Annotated in this window: 18 protein-coding genes; 8 read left to right on the top strand and 10 right to left on the bottom strand. The window is 60.8% G+C overall.

What is annotated here, in order from left to right; genetic code table 11:
• Positions 1–7: 7 nt before the first annotated feature.
• Positions 8–1024: a S66 family peptidase gene (locus ACTG19_RS21825; RefSeq protein WP_429150232.1), complete on the bottom strand. Its 1017-nt coding sequence runs from the start codon at positions 1022–1024 to the stop codon at positions 8–10.
• Positions 1025–1289: 265 nt separating this feature from the next.
• On the opposite strand from ACTG19_RS21825, the gene ACTG19_RS21820 reads away from it, so the two are divergent.
• The 5 genes from ACTG19_RS21820 (at position 1290) to cysG (ending at position 6840) form a co-directional block, all read left to right on the top strand.
• Complete coding sequence (locus ACTG19_RS21820) at positions 1290–2132, top strand: patatin-like phospholipase family protein (RefSeq protein WP_439989578.1); 843 nt, start codon at positions 1290–1292, stop codon at positions 2130–2132.
• Positions 2133–2328: 196 nt separating this feature from the next.
• Positions 2329–3387: an anaerobic sulfite reductase subunit AsrA gene (gene asrA, locus ACTG19_RS21815; RefSeq protein WP_439989577.1), complete on the top strand. Its 1059-nt coding sequence runs from the start codon at positions 2329–2331 to the stop codon at positions 3385–3387.
• Position 3388: 1 nt separating this feature from the next.
• Positions 3389–4228, top strand: coding sequence for an anaerobic sulfite reductase subunit AsrB (gene asrB / locus ACTG19_RS21810; RefSeq protein WP_201989254.1), 840 nt, complete (start codon positions 3389–3391; stop codon positions 4226–4228).
• An 11-nt stretch (positions 4229–4239) separates the two neighbouring features.
• On the top strand, positions 4240–5250 hold the full coding sequence (gene asrC / locus ACTG19_RS21805; RefSeq protein ID WP_113739323.1) for a sulfite reductase subunit C: 1011 nt from the start codon (positions 4240–4242) through the stop codon (positions 5248–5250).
• A 198-nt stretch (positions 5251–5448) separates the two neighbouring features.
• Positions 5449–6840 (top strand): siroheme synthase CysG, encoded by a 1392-nt coding sequence (gene cysG, locus ACTG19_RS21800; RefSeq protein WP_439989576.1) that lies wholly within the window; start codon positions 5449–5451, stop codon positions 6838–6840.
• An 86-nt stretch (positions 6841–6926) separates the two neighbouring features.
• Here cysG and ACTG19_RS21795 read toward each other — a convergent pair whose 3' ends face one another.
• The 9 genes from ACTG19_RS21795 to ACTG19_RS21755 all read right to left on the bottom strand — a co-directional run bounded on the left by ACTG19_RS21795 (position 6927) and on the right by ACTG19_RS21755 (position 17203).
• Positions 6927–7529 carry a hypothetical protein gene (locus ACTG19_RS21795; protein ID WP_439989575.1) on the bottom strand — a complete coding sequence of 201 codons (603 nt, stop codon included), beginning with the start codon at positions 7527–7529 and terminating at the stop codon, positions 6927–6929.
• Between the two features lie 248 nt (positions 7530–7777).
• The gene (locus ACTG19_RS21790) at positions 7778–8095 is read right to left on the bottom strand and encodes a heavy metal-binding domain-containing protein (protein WP_439989574.1); all 318 of its coding nucleotides are present in this window, start codon (positions 8093–8095) and stop codon (positions 7778–7780) included.
• A gap of 170 nt (positions 8096–8265) precedes the next feature.
• The gene (gene dedD, locus ACTG19_RS21785; RefSeq protein ID WP_439989573.1) at positions 8266–9066 is read right to left on the bottom strand and encodes a cell division protein DedD; all 801 of its coding nucleotides are present in this window, start codon (positions 9064–9066) and stop codon (positions 8266–8268) included.
• Positions 9067–9140: 74 nt separating this feature from the next.
• Positions 9141–10400, bottom strand: coding sequence for a bifunctional tetrahydrofolate synthase/dihydrofolate synthase (gene folC, locus ACTG19_RS21780; protein WP_439989572.1), 1260 nt, complete (start codon positions 10398–10400; stop codon positions 9141–9143).
• A gap of 2 nt (positions 10401–10402) precedes the next feature.
• Positions 10403–11266: an acetyl-CoA carboxylase, carboxyltransferase subunit beta gene (accD, locus tag ACTG19_RS21775; RefSeq protein WP_005333765.1), complete on the bottom strand. Its 864-nt coding sequence runs from the start codon at positions 11264–11266 to the stop codon at positions 10403–10405.
• Between the two features lie 119 nt (positions 11267–11385).
• Positions 11386–12195, bottom strand: a complete 810-nt coding sequence (truA, locus tag ACTG19_RS21770) for a tRNA pseudouridine(38-40) synthase TruA (RefSeq protein ID WP_368175823.1) — start codon at positions 12193–12195, stop codon at positions 11386–11388.
• A 200-nt stretch (positions 12196–12395) separates the two neighbouring features.
• The gene (locus ACTG19_RS21765; RefSeq protein WP_439989571.1) at positions 12396–14600 is read right to left on the bottom strand and encodes a FimV/HubP family polar landmark protein; all 2205 of its coding nucleotides are present in this window, start codon (positions 14598–14600) and stop codon (positions 12396–12398) included.
• Between the two features lie 271 nt (positions 14601–14871).
• Positions 14872–15888: an aspartate-semialdehyde dehydrogenase gene (locus ACTG19_RS21760; protein ID WP_005344937.1), complete on the bottom strand. Its 1017-nt coding sequence runs from the start codon at positions 15886–15888 to the stop codon at positions 14872–14874.
• A gap of 193 nt (positions 15889–16081) precedes the next feature.
• Positions 16082–17203 (bottom strand): 4-phosphoerythronate dehydrogenase, encoded by a 1122-nt coding sequence (locus tag ACTG19_RS21755; protein ID WP_439989570.1) that lies wholly within the window; start codon positions 17201–17203, stop codon positions 16082–16084.
• A 248-nt stretch (positions 17204–17451) separates the two neighbouring features.
• Here ACTG19_RS21755 and ACTG19_RS21750 point away from each other — a divergent pair, with 248 nt between their 5' ends.
• The 3 genes from ACTG19_RS21750 (at position 17452) to ACTG19_RS21740 (ending at position 20567) form a co-directional block, all read left to right on the top strand.
• Positions 17452–18195: a phosphatase PAP2 family protein gene (locus ACTG19_RS21750; RefSeq protein WP_439989569.1), complete on the top strand. Its 744-nt coding sequence runs from the start codon at positions 17452–17454 to the stop codon at positions 18193–18195.
• Between the two features lie 99 nt (positions 18196–18294).
• Positions 18295–18972, top strand: a complete 678-nt coding sequence (gene rnt, locus ACTG19_RS21745; protein WP_005333780.1) for a ribonuclease T — start codon at positions 18295–18297, stop codon at positions 18970–18972.
• 272 nt (positions 18973–19244) lie between these two features.
• Positions 19245–20567, top strand: a complete 1323-nt coding sequence (locus tag ACTG19_RS21740) for a Na+/H+ antiporter family protein (protein WP_005344933.1) — start codon at positions 19245–19247, stop codon at positions 20565–20567.
• The last annotated feature ends 271 nt before the right edge of the window (positions 20568–20838 follow it).

Raw genomic sequence — 20838 nt, 5'->3', positions numbered from 1 at the left:
TTCGCACTCATTCTGCTCGCCACCATGGCTCCAGCAAGGTGAGCTGCTGGCGGTCGAGATCGAGCGCCACCTCGATACCCAGCGGCAACGTCAGCATGGGGTGGGTATGGGCGCAGTCAAACTCCGCAAGAATGGGGAAGCTCGGCTCCCCCACCACCTCCAGCAGGATATCGAGGGGGTGCTTGCCGCTACCCTGATCGTTGAACAGCTCGTGCTTGCCGAGAATAAGCGCGCCGATCCGCTCAAACACCCCGCACAGCTTGAGATGGGCAAAGGAGCGCTCCAGCGTCTCGGCAGATTTCAGGCTGTCCTCCAGCAGCAAAATGTCGCCGTGCTCGATGACGGGCATATAGGGGGAGCCCCAGATCCCCGCCATGGTGTTGAGGTTGCCGCCAATCAGTCGCCCCACTACCCGGCCAGAGCCCACCGAGATCAGCCGATTGGGCTTGCACTGCTTGGCCCGGGTCTGGTTCTCCCAATCCAGCCGTTCATCGCTCCACTTTGCCGGGGTGGGCAACGTGCAGGGGACGCCAGCTTCATCGGCCAACGCAATCTGTAAAAAACTGGCCAGCGTCTCATCCACCAGCGGCGGCAACTCGCCAAAGGAGGCCACCAGCGCCGGGCCATAAAAGGTAACCAGGCCAGTTTGGGCATGGATGCCGAGCAGCAGCGCCGTCACATCGGAGTAGCCAACATTGATCTTGGGATCGCGCCTCAGCGCATCAAAATCGAGGTAGGGCAGCAGGGAGTTGGAGTTGCTGCCGCCAATCACCGACATGATGCAGCGCACTTCTGGGTCGCGAATAAGGGCGTTGAGCTCCTCGGCCCGCGCGGCGATGGAACCGGAGCGCCAGTGATCCTGCTGGCCGGTGAGGCTGCCCGCCTTGAGCCTAAAGCCCTGCCCCTCAAGAAAGGCTTTTGCGCGGACAAAACGGTTGGGTGCCCAGGCGGTCGCCGCGCTGGAGGGGGAGAAAAAAGCGATGGTATCGCCACGTCGGAGCAGCGGGGGAACCAGTAACGTCATAAATTGCTCATCCTTGCCAATATCCAGCCATCACAGAGTCGTTGAGACTCCTACACAACCCCTTTGATCACAACGGGTTTATCACTATCGTTTAGAAATACAAAACACTTGATTCATTATTAACGGATATTCTAAACACCATCCCCTTCCTAGAATGACCTCATTGCGATGGCCAACCCCGGTTGGTTGTCAGAATGGTCGGCCTGACAGCCCGAACGTTCTCTTTCCCATTTTTTCTCTCTGACTTATCAATGAGGTGCCTGTCATGAACAAAAACGCATCCCCCAGCGCATTGGTTGTAGAAGGCGGCGCCATGCGCGGCATATTTGCCAGCGGCGTGCTGGATGCGTTTATCGAGCATGACTATCGCCCCTTTGACTTCGCCATCGGCGTCTCAGCGGGAGCCACCAACTTGTTGGCTTATCTCGCCAGCCAGCATGGCCGCAGCCACGAGATCCTGACCAAACTTGCGTGCAGCCAGCAGTTTATGGATCCCCTGCGCTTTGCCAAGGGGGGCAATCTGGTGGATATCCACTGGCTGTGGAACACCAGCTGCCGCAAGTATCCCCTCGACATTCACGCCTACCGGGAGACCGGCATCCCCTTCTATGCGGTGGTGACCAATACCCTGACCGGCAAGGCGGAGTACATCCGGGTCAAGCCGGAGAACATGAACGAGGTGCTGCCCGCCAGCTGCGCCATTCCCCTCGCCTCCCACGAATACCCGGAGGTACACGGGGTACCGATGACAGATGGCGGGGTGGCCGACTCCATCCCGGTGATCGAGGCCTACCGCCGCGGTGCCCGTCACCTGACGGTGATCCTCTCCGAGCCCCTTGGCTATCGGCTAAAGCCGATGCCCTTCCCCTGGATGATCCGCACCCTGCTCAAGAGCCGTCCCGCGCTGGCACAGGCGCTGGAGCAGCGGGATCGCAGCTACAACGAGGCGCTCGATTTTATCGCCAATCCGCCGGAGGACTGCCAGATCGAGGTGATCGCCCCGGCAGACTACTTCCCCGTTTCCCGTTTTACCCGCGATATCAACAAGCTGGAGATGGGATACGTGATGGGCAAGTGCGCAGGCTATCAGGCCGCCCTGCTCAATTGATAAGGGTTTTACAGGCATGACCCGACCTGCCGCGACGCTCGCGCCGCCAACACAATAACCATCGGGTCAGTTGAACAAGATGAGTCATAAACCGGACCGCGGTGAGAGCAGCCCAGCTCTCCCGGCCAGTCAATACCGGGACAGACACGCCCCTTGCAATGTCAAGGCATGTCACCCCAAGACAAGGTGTTTATTTATGTCGTTTCTTCTCACCCAGCCCGCGCTGGTGCAGCTGTTCGAGCGGCTGCTACCCGATTACCGGATCATGGCCCCTGCGGCCGAATATCGGGGCGGTCGCTTCTCCGACACCGACAACGTCACCTACCACAGCATCCGCCATCCGGCCGATCTGGTGTGGCAGGAGAAGTCCCACTTCTCCCCGAAAGAGGTGGTGCTCCCCATCACCCAGACCCTGTTCCACTTCGACAATCTGGAGCTGCGCGAATCCAAGGTGGAGGCCAAGCCCACCCTGCTGTTCTTGCGCAGCTGTGATATCCACGCTCTGCGCAGGCTGGATCAGGTCTACCTGAAAAATGGCCAGAACAGCGACGTCTACTACGCCCGGCTGCGCAGCAAGCTCAAGCTGGTGCTGCTGGAGTGCCGCGAGAGCTTCGAGAACTGCTTCTGCGTCTCCATGGGCAGCAACAAGACCCAGGACTACGCCGCCGCCATTCGTCTGAGCGATGAGGGTGCCCGTATTGAGGTGAAGGATCCCGAGCTGCTCGGCTACTTTGCCGAACTGGGTGAATCCGACGACTTCACCCCGGAATTTGTCCAGAGCAACCCGGTCAAGGTACGCACCCCGGACAGCGTCTGTGACGACCCCCAGCGGATCCGCCAGATCCTCACCGCCCATCCGGTCTGGGCCGAGTACGACAGCCGCTGCATCGGTTGCGGCCGCTGTACCACCTCCTGCCCGACCTGCAGCTGCTACAGCGTGCATGACCTCACCTATGCGGAGAACCCCAAGCAGGGCGAGCGCCGTCGCCAGTGGGCCAGCTGTATGGTGGATGGCTTTAGCGACATGGCCGGTGGCCACGGTTTTCGCGCCAAACATGGCGAGCGCCTGCGTTATCGCGCCCTGCACAAGGTCAACGACTACAAGGCCCGTCAGGGGGAGGAGCACATGTGCGTCGGCTGTGGCCGCTGCGACGATCGCTGCCCTCACTACATCTCCTTTAGCAACATCATCAACAAGATGACCGATGTGGTCGAACAGACCATCGCAGCCGACAACGCGCAGGGGGCGAACTGATATGTGCCAGTGCCAGCAAACCGCAACAGCAGAACCGCAGCAGGACGCAGTCGAAAACCGCCTGCTGCCCAAGGCCTACACCATTCTGGCCATCGAGCGCCACACCGAGCTGGAGTGGAACTTTCGGGTCTCCCGCGACTTTGATGTCCACTACGGCCAGTTTGTGGAGATCTCTCTGCCCACCGTCGGCGAGGCGCCCATCTCGGTCTCCGACTATGGCGATGGCTATGTGGATCTGTTGATCCGCAAGGTCGGCAAGGTAACCGATGCGCTGTTTGCCCTCGATGTGGGCGACAAGGTGTGGATGCGCGGCGTCCACGGCAACGGCTATCCGCTGGAGACCTACCGCAACCAGCACCTCATCGTGGTGGCGGGCGGTACCGGCGTCGCGCCGGTCAAGGGGCTGCTGCGCCGCTTCAGCAAACATCCGGAAGAGGTGAAATCCCTCGACATGATCCTCGGCTTCAAGAACGAGCAGGCGGTGCTCTATCGCCACGAGATGCCGCTCTGGGCCGAGCAGCAGAACCTTATCGTCACCCTGGACGAGGGCAAGGAGAGCGAGCAGTTTCGCATTGGCCGGGTCACCGACTACATCGACCAGCTGGATCTCGCTGACAAGGAGGATATCCAGGTGATCGTGGTCGGCCCCCCCATCATGATCCGCTTCGTGGTGCTCGCCTTCCTCGAACGGGGCATCCCCAAGGATCGCATCTGGGTCGACTACGAACGCCGCATGGCCTGCGCCGTGGGCAAATGCGGCCACTGCCGGATGGGCGACACCTATATCTGCGTGGATGGACCGGTCTTTCGTTTTGACCAGGCCCAGCATCTGATCGACTGAGGGAGAACACCATGAGTCTCGATATCGACATCATCAAGGCCCGCGCCAAGAACGAATACCGCCTCTCCAAGGTGCGCGGCGAAGCGATGATCAGCGTACGCATTCCTGGCGGGATCATGCCAGCCCACCTGCTGGCGGTAGCCCAGCAGATCGCTGAACAGTATGGCAACGGCCTGATCCACCTCACCACCCGCCAGAAGCTGGCGATGCCCGGCATCAAGTATCAGGACATGGACAAGGTCAACGCCGCCCTCGAACCCTTTATCAAGGAGATCGAGGTGGAGACCTGCGGCATCGAGGTAGAAGACACCCAAGCCGGTTACCAGACCATCGGCGGGCGCAACATCGTCGCCTGTCAGGGCAACACCATCTGCCAGAAGGGCAATATCGACTGCACCGGGCTGGCCCAGCGGATGGAGAAACACCTCTACCCCAACCCCTATCACCTCAAGATGGTGATCGCCGGCTGCCCCAACGACTGCGCCAAGGCCAACATGGCCGACTTCGGCATCCTCGGCATCGCCAAGATCCACTTCAATGCCGAGCGCTGCATCGGCTGCGGCGCCTGCGTCAAGGCATGCAGCCACCACGCGGTGGATTGCCTCGCCATCAAGCATGGCAAGGCGGTCAAGGAGGAGAGCAAGTGCATCGGCTGTGGCGAGTGCGTGCTGGCCTGCCCGACCCTGGCCTGGCAGCGGGATCCCAAGCAGCTCTACATGGTCAAGCTGGGGGGGCGCACCAGCAAGAAGACCCCTCGTATCGGCAAGCTGTTCCTCAACTGGGTCACCGAAGAGGTGCTGCATGCGGTGATCAAGAACCTGTTCGAGTTCGAGGCCGAGATGCTGGATGGCAAACCCATCTACCTGCACATGGGTCACCTTATCGACCGGGCCGGTTATCACAAGTTCAAGGAGCGGGTGCTGCGCGGCGTCACCCTCAACCCGGAAGCCATGGTCGCTGACCGCATCTTCTGGGCCGAAGATCAGTACGTCGCCAACATGCACGTCAAAGCGGTGCAATAGGAAAAACCTCGTTTGGGGAAGCGTGATCAAGTGGCCGACACCGGTGGGGATCTGTCGTTGGCCCGGGCGTAGATCACCCTTCCCCTTTTTTTATTCCCGTCGGGGGATCTTTCCCCCGACCATCCGGGGTGCGTCACGGCGCGCCCTGCTATCTCGCCCGGCGCGGCATTGCGAGCGGGCCAGCATCCGGAGCCTGTTATGGACTTTCTCCCTCTCTTCTGTCAGCTGCAAAACAAGCCGGTTCTGATCGTCGGCGGCGGTGAGGTGGCGGTGCGCAAGGCGCGCCTGCTGCTCGATGCCAAGGCGAAGATCACCATCAATGCCCCGCATCTGGAACCCCAGCTGATGAGCTGGGCCGAGCAGGGTCGCCTGACCGTCTGCGCCGCCGATTTTCATCCCGAACTGCTCGATGGCAAGTGGCTGGTGATCGCCGCCACCAACCAGCAAGAGGTCAACCAGCAAGTCTTCAACGAGGCGAACCTGCGCCAGCTCTTCTGCAATGTGGTGGACTCTCCGGCCCACTGCAGCGCCATCATGCCCGCGATCATCGACCGCTCGCCGCTGATGGTGGCCATCTCCAGCGCAGGCGCGGCGCCGGTACTGAGCCGCCAGCTGCGGGAAAAACTTGAAGCCATGCTGCCGCAACACCTCGGCCAGCTCGCGGCGCTGGCGGGCAAGCTGCGCGAGCGGGTCAAACTCATTCCGGACAAGCTGGCCCGCCGCCGCTTCTGGGAGCGGCTCTTTAGCCATGAGCGACTGGCATGCCAGCTGGCGCGCGGCCAGCAGCAAGCTGCCGAACAGAGCGTCTCCGAGCTGCTCGATGAGCAACCACAGAGCAAGGGAAGCGTGACCCTGGTGGGCGCAGGCCCCGGCGATGCGGGACTGCTTACCCTAAGCGGTCTGCAACAGTTGCAGCAGGCGGATGTGGTGGTCTATGACCGACTGGTCTCGCAGGAGGTATTGGCGCTTGTTCGCCGGGATGCCGAGCGGATCTTTGTTGGCAAGGAGGCGGGCCGCCACTGTGTGCCCCAGCAGGCGATCAACCAGCTGTTGCTGGAACAAGCGCAGCTGGGCAAACAGGTGGTGCGGCTCAAGGGGGGCGATCCCTTTATCTTTGGCCGGGGTGGCGAGGAGCTGGAAACCCTGGCCGAGGCGGGCATCCCCTTCTCGGTGGTACCGGGCATTACGGCAGCCTCAGGCTGCGCCGCCTACAGCGGCATTCCCCTCACCCACCGCGACCATGCCCAGCGGGTGCAGTTCATCACCGGCCACGACAAGGAGGGCAATATCGCCCAGGAGTGGTCAGCGCTGGCGGCCCCACGCCAGACCCTGGTGTTCTACATGGGGCTGGCCCACGCCACCCGCATTCAGGATGCGCTGCAAACCCACGGCATGCCCGGCCACACCCCGGTGGCGCTGGTGGAGCAAGGCACCCAGCTCAGTCAGCGGGTGGTGCGCGGCGAGCTGCAGCAATTGGCCGAACTGGCCCGTCAGGTGAAGAGCCCGAGCCTCATCATCATCGGCTCGGTGGTCACTCTGGCCGACAAGCTGGATTGGTATGGGGAAGCCAACGCCATCCACGGCATCTGACCCCGCACGGCGATCAACCAATAGAGAGCGGCCATGCCGCTCTCTGTTTTTTGCATCAATGACCAAGCCGTGGCACGGCGCGTCTGTTACTCCAGAGTGATGGGGCCGGTATTCTGAACATCGCTGTCATTCCAGTCGCTCTCATCGCGAATGCGCGGATCCCCCTGCAGGGTGTAGAGGATGGTGCCCTGACGAAACTGCAGCGCGCCATCGGCCCGTTTCGCCTTCACCTTGACTCCGTTGACCCACACCTGCTCCTTGCCATCGACCTGAATATTGGCCACCGTGGCACCTGTCTCGCGGTTTTTGGCTACCCACTTGCCCTGATAGGGCGAGTCCCCTTTGGCCATCGGCAGTGCGGCGGCCTTGCCCGCCGACCAGGCGTGCACGGTGCAAAAGCCGTGGGCCCGGCGATCATGTTTGATGACGTAATCCAGGGTGGGTTCGCTGGCGGGCAGATCGAAGGTGATCCCGATGACCACTTTGCCGCTCGTGGCCGAATAGGCGGCGGGCGCCAGCGTTTTCAGGGGCGCCTTCTTGCCATTGATAAAGACGTTGCCCCCTTGCGACTTGACCCGAATATCGGTGGGACAAGTGGCGCTGAAGTTGGGCAGCGCCGCGAGGGCACTGCCGGCATGGGCGATCATGGCCAACATGACAAGGGGCAGCAGAGCAGGTTTTTGATTCATTTTGATACGCCTTCAAGAGAAGAGAACCTCGTCCGTGAGCGGTGTCGTTCCTGATGGCGGCACTCTAGCTTGACCCTCTCGGGCTCCCCAGTTAAAAAAAATAAAACCGGTTAGTGGAATTATTAATAAATATAAATATTTAAAATCAATGATTTGAGTGATAACCCTGCCAGCCGCCACGTATCAGACAGGCAATGAGCCGATAACCCAGTTATCAGCTCATTGCCCATGCAGAGGCTGGTGCCCGATCAGACCACCACGGCGGTGCCACTGATGCTGACCATCAGCATGCTGCCATTTTGCCCCACCACCTCGTAGTCGATATCGATGCCGACCACTGCGTTGGCATCAAGGGCCGCTGCGCGCTCTTTCAGCTCATCGAAAGCGATCTCGCGGGCACGGGCCAGCTCTTTTTCATAGGCGCCGGAGCGGCCGCCGATGATGTCGCGGATCCCGGCAAAGAGATCCTTGAAAATGTTGGCGCCGAGAATGGCTTCGCCAACCACGATGCCGCGGTATTCACGAATGGTTTTGCCTTCCAGCGTGGGGGTCGTCGAGAGGATCATCTTGAACTCCTGTGAGTAGCAGAAGGGCTCAGACTACCCCAACTGCCCGAAAATCCCAACCGGGGGGTGACCTGTACGACGCCGTCCTTAAAAATCACGACAGCCAGATAAAAAACACCGCGCACGGGGCGCGGTGTTTGTTTCAGAGGGCCATTGCCAACGGCAAGCCGTCACGGATTGTAAGAGACCACCGAGCCACTGAGGCCGGTCATCTGGGAGATCCGCCCCTGCATCCCTTGCAGTTTGGCCTTAGAGACATCCGGTCCGATAAAGACCCGGTTGAGCTGACCCTGCACCGGTGTGCGCGGCGAGGTGTGGGCAGAGTAGCCCGCCGCCCGCAGCTTGCTCACCAGTGCGTTGACACTGTCGACGTTCTTGAAGGCGCCAAGCTGGAGGATCCAGCTACCCTGTGCCGGTGCCGCAGCAGGCGCGGGTGTGGTCGGCTGGGTCATCTTGCTTTCAATCAGATCGTCGAGGGACTTGATCTGACCCGCCTGCGGCTTGGCCGGTACGGGCGCCTTGGCCACTTCAACCGGTTTGGCTGGCGTCGGCTTGGGTGCTGGCTTGGGCGGTTCGACCGGTTTTTTGGCCACCACTTCCGGCTTGGGCTGTGGCTTGGGTTGGGCATTCTGTTGCGGCTGAACCGGCGCCGGTGCGGCAGGGGTTGTAGCCGGCTGCGCGCCGTTGCCCTGACCGGCAAGGGTCATGGGATCAGCCACCTCTTCCACTTGCCACTGCTGGGCCGCAGAGGCCTGTTGCTGGCTGGCCAGATGATCGGCGGGCAGGCTGCTGGCTGTCGAGACCTGCAGCGCAGGCTTGGCAGGCTCCAGCTCGGGGCGCAGCGGAATCTTGGCGAAGGCCTCCTCCTTTTGTGCCAGCTTGTGACCATCCAGCAAGTCCGGCAGGAAAATAACAACCAGGGCCACCAGGATGACGGTGCCCACCAGACGGTTTTGAAACTTCGAGGCCAAGTTGAATCCTACCTTTACGTAACTCAATATGCGATTTGGCTCCCCGCCCGAAGGCCGGGGAGCCGGGGTGTGGCCTAGACGGCGACACCCGCCAGAATGTCGGCGACAGTGTAAAACGAACCAAACACAATGACCATATCGTCCGGACTCGATGCGGCCAACGCTGCCTGATAAGCGGCGCTGACATCATCAAACTCCCTGGCAGGCTCCTTGCCCTCCCCCAGCGCTGCAGCCAGCTGCGCAGCAGTGGCGGCGCGCGGGCCGGTGAGGCTGGCCAGATACCACTCGCCAATCAGACCATCGAGTTCGGCAAGGGAACCCGCCATGTCCTTGTCTTTGAGCATGCCGACCACGGCGCGGCGCACACCCGAGCAGGGCATCTTGTGCAATTGCGCGGCCAGATAGGCCGCCGAATGGGGGTTATGGGCCACATCGACGATCACCAGCGGCGCACTTTGCAACTGCTGCATCCGGCCAGCCAGCCGGGCATTGGCAAGCCCGTCACGAATGGCGGACTCCGGCAGCGGCAAGCCGAGGGACTCCAGCGCCGCCAGCACGGTCACCGCGTTCATCAGCGGTAGCGCCGGTTTGGGCAGATCCCGCCACTGGTTTAGGCCGTGATAATCCCAACCGCTCTCGTGCTCATCGCCACGAAAATCGATACCGACCTGACGCAGGTTGGCGCCAAGACGCTGTGCTTCGCTCGCGATAGTCGCAGGCGGATTGGGCTCGCCACTGATGGCGGGTTTACCGGCGCGATAGACCCCAGCCTTCTCCACCGCCACCGCTTCGCGGGTATCACCCAGCCAGTCGCAGTGATCGAGGGCAATGGAGGTGATCATCGCCACATCGGACTCCACCACGTTGGTGGCGTCGAGCCGACCACCCAGCCCCACTTCCAGCAGCAGCACATCGGGGGCGGCTCGGCAGAAGAGCCACAAACCGGCCAGGGTGGCGAACTCGAAGAAAGTAAGGGCAATCTCGCCGCGGGCGGCTTCCACCTCGGCAAAGGCGGCGCAGTGATCGCTGTCGGGCAGCTCTTGCCCGTTGACCCGTACCCGCTCGGTAAAGCGCAGCAGATGGGGCGAGGAGTAGACGCCGACCTTATAGCCTGCGGCCATCAGAATGCTGGCCGCCATGGCACAGCTGGAGCCCTTGCCGTTGGTACCCGCCACCGTGATCACCTTGAACGGCAGCTGGGTAAGCCCCATACGCCGGGCGACAGCACCGACCCGATCCAGCCCCATGTCGATATTGACCGGATGGATCTGCTCCAAATAAGAAAGCCAGTCGACAAGCGACCGGCTTTGGGATTGTTGCATGTTTGAACTCATCTTCACTCTTCGATGACGTGAGTATTCAGCATTTTGGCGAGCAGGCTGGCCAGACGGTTACGCATTTCACGGCGATCGATGATGATATCGATGGCACCCTTTTCCAGCAGGAACTCGGAGCGCTGGAAGCCTTCCGGCAGTTTCTCGCGCACGGTCTGCTCGATAACGCGCGGGCCGGCAAAGCCGATCAGCGCCTTGGGCTCGCCCACGTTGATGTCACCCAGCATCGCCAGACTGGCAGAGACGCCACCCATGGTGGGGTCGGTCAGCACGGAGATATAGGGCAGGCCCGCCTTGGTGAGTCTGTCCAGCGCTGCACTGGTCTTGGCCATCTGCATCAGGGAGAACAGCGCTTCCTGCATCCGAGCACCACCAGAGGCGGAGAAGCAGACCAGGCCACGGCCTTCCTTGATGCACTCCTCGACGGCGCGTACAAAGCGGGCACCGACCACGGAGGCCATGGAGCCACCCATGAAGGAGAATTCGAACGAACAGGCGACAACCGGTACCCCTTTGAGGGTCCCTTTCATCACCACCAGCGCATCTTTCTCCGCCGTCTCTTTCTGAGCGGCAGACAAACGATCCTTGTAGCGCTTGGAATCCTTGAATTTCAGTACATCCTGCGGCTCCAGCTCGGCACCGATCTCGGTACGACCCTGCTCATCGAGGAAGCTCTCGAGACGGGCGCGGGCGCTGATGCGCATATGATGATCACACTTGGGGCACACTTCGAGGTTGCGCTCCAACTCTGCCCGGTAGAGCACCTGTTCACAAGCACTGCACTTGGTCCACACCCCTTCCGGAATGTTGTGACGACGGGGCGCAGTGATCTTGCTCTTGGGAAGAATCTTCTCAAGCCAGCTCATGGAATTCCTTAATGCTTTTGTGCCTGACAAAACGCATCGAGCCTAGATTGTTCAATGACTTAATAGCTCGATGGCAACAAATGACGGGTCATTAAACCACAATTTTTCGGGCGCAGTTACTAAAAACTGGTCGTACCCGGTGCCGAGTCCGGCAGCCACAGCGGGCCGAGCGGCAACTGCGGCAGAGCAAACTCGGCCGGGTAATCCACGTCGACCAGATAGAGACCACCGGCCTTGGCAGTCGGCCCGGCCAGATTGCGATCCTTGGCAGCCAGCACCTCGGCAATCCACTCCACCGGTTTGAGCCCCTGCCCCACCAGCAGCAGGGAGCCGGTAATATTGCGCACCATATGGTGCAGGAAGGCGTTGGCGCGAATATCCAGCACGATATAGGGCCCCTGACGGCAGACACACAGATGGGTCACATTGCGCCACGGGGTGTTGGATTGGCAGGCGACGGCACGGAAGGTGCTAAAGTCGTGCTCCCCCAGCAGGCTCTGGCCCGCCTGGTGCATCAACTCGGCATCGATGGTCTCGTGGTAGTGGCTGACGCCACTGCCGAGGATCGCCGGCCGGTAGTTGTGGTTGTAGATGACATAGCGGTAGCGACGGGCGGTGGCGCTGAAGCGGGCATGGAAGCTCTCGTCCACCTGCTTGACCCAGCGCACGGCGATATCCGGCGGCAGGTTGGAATTGAGCCCCAGGGTCCAGGCCCCTTCGGCACGGTTCGCCTCGGTATCGAAGTGGATCACCTGACCGGTCGCATGGACACCGGCATCGGTGCGTCCGGCACACTGGATGGAGACAGGGTGGTTGGCAATCCGGCTCAGCGCCGTCTCCAGTTCAGCCTGCACGCTGATCACTTCACGCTGACGCTGCCAGCCGAAATACCGGCTGCCGTCATATTCAATACCTAGGGCAATTCGCATGGATAAACTTGTCTTGTTGTGAAAACGCAGTGAAAGAAACGGGGCGGATTATACGCGCTCAGCCTGAAAAGTCCCACCACACGCGCAATTGGCCTGGATAGCGAGCCTGCACGGCCATGATCCCCCATCGCAAATCGCCAAAATATGAGGGGCAGCCTGCTGGCTGCCCCCGTTTTGCTGATCCCGTAATGGGAAATCCTTTAGCCCAACCGCTTGAGCAACTTCTCGGCTTCGGCGCGCTGGTGATCACTACCCTGCTCCGCCGCCTCTTGCAGCAGCTCGCGGGCACTATCCTTGTCGTCAATCTCGAGGTATGCACGGGCCAGATCCAACTTGGCACCCACACCGCCGTCGTCGGCATCCACGTCAAATCCGGTGGATTCCGGCAGCACCTCGGGGAAGCCATCCAGCCCCACATCCAGCGAGAAGCCCTGATACGGCTCCTGCTCCGGCGCAGTGGCATCCGCTTCAGCCAGCAGCTTGTCGATCTCGACGTAGCCACTCTCCTGTGCCTGCTCACGGGGCTGGAGATCTGCCGGATGTGATTCCACCTCGGCAAACGCATCTTCGAAATCGGAGAGCGCCAGCTCGTTGGGATCCCACTCCAGATCCAGTTCCGCTTCCTTCGCCTTGACAGGCTCAAGACCGAGCTCGGCCAGCATGGCATCGGCACTCTCGTCGGTGTCCTCTGCGGCACTGAGATCAATGGCGTTGTCATCTTTCCCTGTGGCGGGCTCGTCGAGGGCACTGTCGAAATCACCGAGATCGAAGCTCGCCAGATCGTCGTCAGCAGCGCCGACTTCGTCGATGGAGCTCAAATCGGGCTCGAGGTCGGCTGAGAGATCCGCATCCAGCTCGGCAAACAGGGCTGCCTGCAGCTCCTCTTCGCTCATGATCTCGTCAGCGGCCTTGGGCTTGGGGTTGAACTCGCTGGCCAGATCCATGGCGGGCTCGTTGGCCAGCGCGATGGGCTCATCCAGCGAGAGATCGAGATCCGGCACCAGATCCGGGTCACGACTGGCTGGCTGGGCCGCCATCCGCTCGGGCTCGAAGCCCTGCAGCTCCATCTCGCCCTCGTCGCTGAACACCAGATCGACATCCGGCTTGGCGGCCGGCTCGTCAGGCTCCATCGGCATAAAGCCATCCGGGGTGTTGAGATCCGGCACAGGGCGCACCGGCTCGTTGTCGGTCACATCGACGCTCAGCAGGTCATCAAACTCGCTCTGCTCCTGATCCATCATCATGGCGGTGGATTCGGAGAGGCTCTTCTCCTGCTCTTCCAGTTCGCGGCGGGCACGGGCACGCAGCCACAGGGTCACCAGCGCCAATACCAGCAGCACCGGCAGCAGAATGATCATGGCGAGGTTGAGCGGTGAGGAGAGCAGATCCATCAACCAGTTTTTCTCAGGCTCAGGCTCGGCTGCCGCCGGCGGGACCGGTTGGGCCTTGAGCTCGGCAATCTCTTTTTGCAGCGCGGTCTGATCCTGCAGCTGGGCCTTGAGGGTCTCCACCTCTTCGGTCAGGGATTGCAGACGCAGCTTGAGCCTGTGGTTCATCTCGGTCACCTGGCCGAGCTGGGCATTGGCATCTTCCAGTGCCAGCGCCATCTCAGTGGCCGGTTTGCCCACTGGTTTATCCAGATCGGAAGGCAGAGGCGCCGGTGTGGTGCCTTCTGCTGCGCTAGGAGCAGGTGCTACCGCCTCTTTCGGCGCTGGCTCGCTCACCTTGGCCACTTCTTTGGTTTCAGCCGCCGGTTGCGGTGCCACCACCGGGGCGGGAATGGGGGCGGCTTTCGCCACTGGCAGCGGCGCAGGCGCAGCCTTCACCAGCTCGGTCTTGGCGGCTTCAACCTTCGCGGGTTTGGCGGCAGCCGGCTTGGCGGTATGGGCCTGCTTGTCAGCCAGATATTTGGGGCTTAACCCCTTCCAGCTGGCGTTGTCGCTACGGAACTTGGCGCGGGCCTGTGCATCAGTGATGACGCTCGCCTCGGCAGCGGTCGGCAGCAGAATGCGGGACCCCACCAGAATGTGGTTGATATTGCCATCGGCAAAACTGCGGGGGTTTTTCTCGTAAATCGCCACCATGGTCTGGTAGACGCTGACCCGATTGGAGGGGCGATATTTGCTCGCCAGGCTCCATAGGGTATCGGTCGGACGAACAGGGCCATAGCTACCGGCATTGGCAGTGACCTGACGCACCACCGGCTGGGCGGTTGTACGCACCGGTTGTGCGGCGGGTCTGGCGACCGGCTGCGCCAGCGGCTGGGAATTGACGGCGGGAGGTGCGGGTTCGTCAGGGCCTTTTAGCTCGACAAAAAAAGGCTCCCGCGCCGAGTCTTCAGCCTGGACGGTGCCCAGCAGACCCAATGCGAGTAGCGTTGCCAATGTTATGCGGGAATGTCCCATATTCGTTCCTTCGTATGACGGCCCTATCACATTGAAAAATCTGGATAGTTACCCCAAAACAGTCGGTTCAATATAAATCAGGCTCGCCTGGCAAGCCAGCAGTCCGACACATTTAGCACCCAACTTGACCCTGAGTGTAGGAAAAAACTTAATCAGTTGATATCGCAACAGAATCTTGAAGTGACGGAGTGCGGCATGGGTCACACCCCGGTTTGATCACAGGCCGGATGCGCAGCACTCCCTGCTGCGCATCTGTGGCATCTAACCAGCCTTACAGATAGTCGCGAACCAGCAGCTCGGCAATCTGTACACTGTTGGTTGCCGCGCCCTTACGAACGTTATCGGCCACGATCCACATATTGATACCACTTGGATGAGAAATATCCTGGCGCACCCGACCCACCAGCACCTCATCCTTGCCGGTTGCGTCACGCACCGGGGTCGGATAGTCCCCTTCGTCATCAAACAGGGTCACACCCGGTGCATTGCGCAGCAGATCCTTGACCTGTTCGGCATCGAGCGGCTGGTGCAGCTCGACGTGTACCGCCTCGGCGTGGCCGTAGAAGACCGGCACCCGCACGCAGGTGGGGTTCACGGCAATGCTGGCATCGCCGAGGATCTTCTGGGTTTCCCATACCATCTTCATCTCTTCACGGGTGTAGCCGTTGTCAGTGAAGCTGTCGATCTGCGGGATCAAGTTAAAGGCGATCTGCTGCGGATAGAGGGTCGGTTCCACCGGACGACCGTTGAGCAGATGAGCGGTCTGACCCGCCAACTCGCTGACCCCCTCTTTGCCGGAGCCTGACACGGATTGATAGGTGGCCACGTTGATGCGGGCAATGCCCACTTCGTCGTGCAACGGCTTCAGGGCCACCAGCATCTGGATGGTGGAGCAGTTGGGATTGGCGATGATGTTGCGATTGCGAAAATCGGCCAGCGCATCCGGGTTCACTTCCGGGATCACCAGCGGGATATCTTCGTCGTAACGGAAGCAGGAGGTGTTGTCGATGACGATGCAGCCGTGTTCGGCAGCAATCGGCGCCCACTTGGCCGAGACCTCGGCACCGGCGGAGAAGAGTGCGATCTGTACCTGGCTCCAGTCAAACTCCTCCACATCGAGGATCTCGAGGTTCTTGCCGCCAAAGCGCACGGTATCACCGGCGCTGCGGCTGGAAGCCAGCGGATAAAGGGTCGCTACCGGAAATTCGCGCTCTTCCAGGATCTCGATCATCGCCTGACCCACGGCGCCGCTGGCACCCAATACCGCTACGTTAAACTGCTGGCTCATTCTGTTCTCCTCTGATAATGCTGCAATGGCGCCGACTGGCGCCATGGTCGGCAGTCTCCCGCACGGCGAGATGACGCTGCCTGATATGGCTGAGCCGGCGCAGTAGCATCTGCGCCAGCTCAGTAAAAAATGGGGTCGAGGTAGCCAGTACGGCTCACCCCTTCCGGTTATCTTCCAACTCCTAGTCCCCGATTCAGGGGCGTGACAGCGTAAATCCCAGCTCGCCCAGCGCCTGGTCGGCAAACGCCCCCTCAACCTGCAGGGAGGATAGTTCACGGCGCTCGGGATAGTGTTTGCGCTGCTCGTCAAAGCTGCCGGGCAGACCGAGTCGGGCCCGGAAACGGGCATCATCGCGGCGCACGTCATAGACCAGATGCACCAGCTGCTTGATCAGCGCCTGATCCGGTGTGCGGCCCGGCACCACCGCCTGCACATCGGGGGCAGGCAACAGCTGACTCAAATCCTGACGATGCTGGCGTCCCAGCTGCTGGCAGAGCGCCTGATAGAGCATCCAGGTACCACGGGCCTTCCCCTCCAGGCTGTAACCGGCGATATGGGGGGTGGCAATCTCGGTATGGGGCACCAGCGCAGCCAGTGGCTCGGGCTCGTTCTCCCACACATCCATCACCAGTCGCAATGGCGCATCGCCCAGCTGGCGCGCCAGCAGCGCCCGGTTATCCCACACCTCACCACGGGATGCGTTGATCAGGATCTGCCCGGCAGGACGGGCGGCAATCTGCTCGGCATCGAGCAGATGGTAGGTGGCATCCAGCCCTTCGCGGGTAATGGGCACATGGAAACTGACGATATCGGCACCAAAGGCGGTCTGATAATCGACAAAGCCCGCATCAGGATTATCCCGCGCCTTGGGTGGATCGCAGCGCAGTACCCGCATGCCGAGCGCTTGGGCCTTGCCAGCCACGCACTCGCCAGTATTGCCCGCGCCAATCACCGCCAAAGTCATAGCCGAGAGCTCGAGTTCATAGCGCTCCGCCAGCACCAGCAGGGCTGAGAGCACATAATCCCCCACCGAATACTTGTTGCAACCAGGGGCGCTGAAGAAGGGAATATTGCGGCTTGCCAGCAGGGCCTTGTCCACATGGTCTGTGCCTATGGTGGCGGTGCCGACAAACCCGAGTTTGGGGCTGGTCGCCAGCAAATCGCCGTTGACGCGGGTGACCGAACGCACCAGCAGCACATCGGCATCCAGCAGATCGCGGGCCTGCATCTGCCGTCCGGGCAAGGGGATCACCTCGCCAAATTCGGCAAACAGCTCCACGGCATGGGGCATATTCTCATCAACGACTATCTTCATCGGGCTCTCTTTGGTCACAACCGCCACGGGGGCGCCATTCTAGCGCAAAGCCGCCCGAGATTTCAGCCTGTGATGCAATCCGGCGCGAAAGGGGACCACATTGTGCGGCAGCCACCCCACCCGCCCGCTCAAACAGAGGATGTCGCCACAAATGTGTAAGCAGAGGTAACAAACGTGCTGCTCGGCTTTGTCCGGGCATATCACGGTGGCACAATGCCCCTCTTTTTTCGCGATCGCCCATACCTACCATGCCGCCACACGCTTCGTCGCTCCCAACGTCAACCACCTCACTCACCCGCAGCCAGGTGCTTGTCTTCACTGCCCTGTTGATCCTGCCCCTGTTACTGCTCGCCACCCTGCCCTGGCAGCCTTTTCTGACCGGCTCCCTGCAATCAGGCTGGTTATGGTGGTCATACGCCCTCACCCGCATGGTCGATATTCCCGGGATCGGGGTCAGTGGCGCCCTCTTGCTGATGCTGACTCGCTACAAACTCAAACTGGAGCTGACCCCCTTCATTGCGCTGGGGTGTGCGCTGGCGGCCCTGCTCGCCAGCGACTGGGGGCTCAAGAGCCTGATCAAACACCTGACCGAAGAGCCCAGACCCTATCTGCTCTGGCTTGAGAGTCAGGCGCTGATCCCGGCCATCAAGCACTTCTACGCCAGTAGCGTCGATGTGCGGAGTGAACAGGTTCACGCCGCCAGCCAGTTGTTGGCCCTGCCTGAGTGGCTCGGCCACCACTGGCAGGCCGAGGTGAACTACGCCTTCCCCTCTGGCCACAGCATCGCCGCTATCAGCCTGGCCCAGTTCTTTGGCCTGATCTGGCTGGCCCGCGCCCCCACGGGCGTCTGGCTGCTGCCACTGTGGGCGCTGGGGATTGGTCTGTCACGCATGGTAATGGGAATGCATTGGCCGGTGGATGTGCTGGCCAGCGCCCTGTTGGGCACGCTCACGGCGCTGATTGCCGTCCGCTGGTGGCTGCACAGATATTGAATCCTGCGCCATCTTGCCGCGGCATCCTGCGTGGGATGGGGGGACAAGCCTGTGCTTTTTTGCCATAATGCCGCCTCATTTTATCCCGACCGAGATCCCATGACCGACGCAGTTCATACCCTCAAGGGCCGTTTCCGTGGTTTTTACCCCGTCGTCATCGATGTTGAAACAGCCGGGTTCAACGCCAAGACCGATGCCCTGCTCGAAATCGCGGCTTACACCCTGAAAATGGATGAGCAGGGCTGGCTCGTTCCCGATCAGGTATTCCACTTTCATGTCGAGCCCTTCGAAGGGGCCAACCTGGAAAAGGCCGCGCTGGAGTTCACCGGCATCGACCCCTACAACCCGTTGCGTGGCGCTGTCTCGGAAAAAGAGGCGCTGACCGAGATCTTCAAGGGGATCCGCAAGGGGATGAAGGAGCAGGATTGCGGCCGCGCCATCATAGTGGCCCACAACGCCACCTTTGATCATGGCTTCGTGATGGCTGCCGCCGAGCGCGCAGGCCTCAAGCGCAATCCGTTCCACCCGTTTGCGACCTTCGACACCGCTGCTCTCTCCGGATTGGCGCTGGGGCAGACCGTTCTGGCCAAAGCGTGCCAGAGCGCCCGCATCCCGTTTGACAATAAAGAGGCGCACTCGGCCCTCTATGACACCGAACGCACCACAGAGCTGTTCTGTCATATCGTTAACCGCTGGAAGAGCATGGGGGGTTGGCCGCCAGCGCATCCGGATGATGACACAACCGATGCTCCTGCCGACGATGAGGGGCAAGAATAAACGGATGAAGGCTGCCACTGGCAGCCTTCGCTTTTTGGGAAGTGATTGATTGCACAGCGCACCGGAAATCGCTATCAAGATCACTATCCACCGCTGCGCACGGGATGAACGGAGACAAACAGGTCACAAACCCTCATGTTGAGCAACCTTGTGCCACATGCTGCTGCGATATGAGGGGTTTGACTGATTTTTTTCTCGACATTTGTCACATTTTTCGCAAACTAACTCCCCTTCACATGACAGACAGCAATAACAAACTATAAGGAAATCAAATGAATCCAGTTGTTATCGCAGTCGGGCTGATGCTGGTGCTCAGTCTGCTGCGGATCAATGTGGTGGTCTCGCTGGCGCTGGGGGCCATTGCTGGCGGCCTGGTCGGTGGGCTGTCGTTGACTGATACCCTCACCACCTTCAGCGGTGGTCTGGGTGGTGGCGCCGAGATTGCTCTATCCTACGCCATGCTGGGCGCCTTTGCGGTTGCCATCTCCCGCTCCGGGATCACCGACCTGCTGGCCCGCAAGGTGATCAGCCAGTTGGGCAAGGATGCCAGCTCGACCCGTATCATGTGGGTCAAAACCCTGCTGCTCTCTTCCGTGCTGGCTGTGGCGATCTCCTCCCAGAACCTGATCCCGGTTCATATCGCTTTTATTCCCATCCTGATCCCGCCGCTGCTGCATGTGATGGCGCAGATGCAGATAGACCGTCGTCAGGTGGCCTGTGTCATCACCTTTGGTCTGACAGCTACCTATATGGTGCTGCCGGTCGGCTTTGGTGGCATCTTCCTGAACAATATTCTGGCCAAGAACCTGATTGATAACGGCGTGCCCATCACCACCAGCCAGATCCCGCTGGCGATGGCCATTCCGGTTGCCGGTATGGTACTGGGCCTGCTGATTGCGGTATTCATTAGCTATCGTAAACCGCGCCAGTACGATCTGGCCAAGATCCTGGATGCCGAGCCCGAAGCGGTCGAGCTCAACCTCACCCACATCTGGGTGGCTCTGCTGGCCATTGGCGTAGCGCTGGGGCTGCAACTGATGACCAACAGCATCGTACTGGGTGCGCTGGCCGGTTTTGTCATCTTCACCTGCGGCGGCGTCATCAAGTTTCGCGAAAGCCAGGATGCCTTCACTCAGGGGGTGCGGATGATGTCGCTGATCGGCTTCATCATGATCTCCGCCGCCGGTTTTGCCGCGGTGATGAAAGCAACTCACGGTGTCGACTCTCTGGTTCAGGTGGTTGCCTCAGGCATCGGTCAGCACAAGGGGATCGCCGCCTTCCTGATGCTGCTGGTGGGTCTGCTCATCACCATGGGGATCGGCTCCTCTTTCTCCACCGTGCCCATCATCGCCACCATCTATGTGCCGCTCTGTCTGCAGCTCGGCTTCTCACCGATGGCGATCATCGCCCTGGTCGGTACTGCAGGCGCGCTGGGGGATGCGGGTTCACCGGCCTCCGACTCGACGCTGGGCCCTACCTCAGGCCTTAATGCCGACGGCCAGCACGACCATATCTGGGACAGCGTGGTGCCCACCTTCATTCACTACAACATCCCGCTGGTGATCTTCGGCTGGATTGCCGCCATGGTGCTCTGATAGCCCTTCAGGCTGCGAACTCTGCACGTCACAATGCACAACAAGAAGGCGACCTGATGGTCGCCTTCTTCATTGATGCCAACCTACCCCGCTCGATATGAATAATGGCTGCCAGCCAGACAAAGCCTCTGAGCGGCCAACTAGTCGCCACCCCTTGCGACCGCCGGAGTCAGCGGGCGCAATGCTGTCACTCCCCATCCAACTATCCGCCCAAGTGCACACGTCCCAACGCTTGCCAATACAAAGAAACGGCTGCCAGCCCAGACCTATG

Source organism: Aeromonas sp. 3P (assembly GCF_051919745.1).
GTDB classification, from domain to species: Bacteria; Pseudomonadota; Gammaproteobacteria; order Enterobacterales; family Aeromonadaceae; genus Aeromonas; species Aeromonas veronii.
The sequence above is the reverse complement of the archived record's forward strand: the minus strand, read 5'-3'. Positions and strand labels throughout refer to the sequence as shown.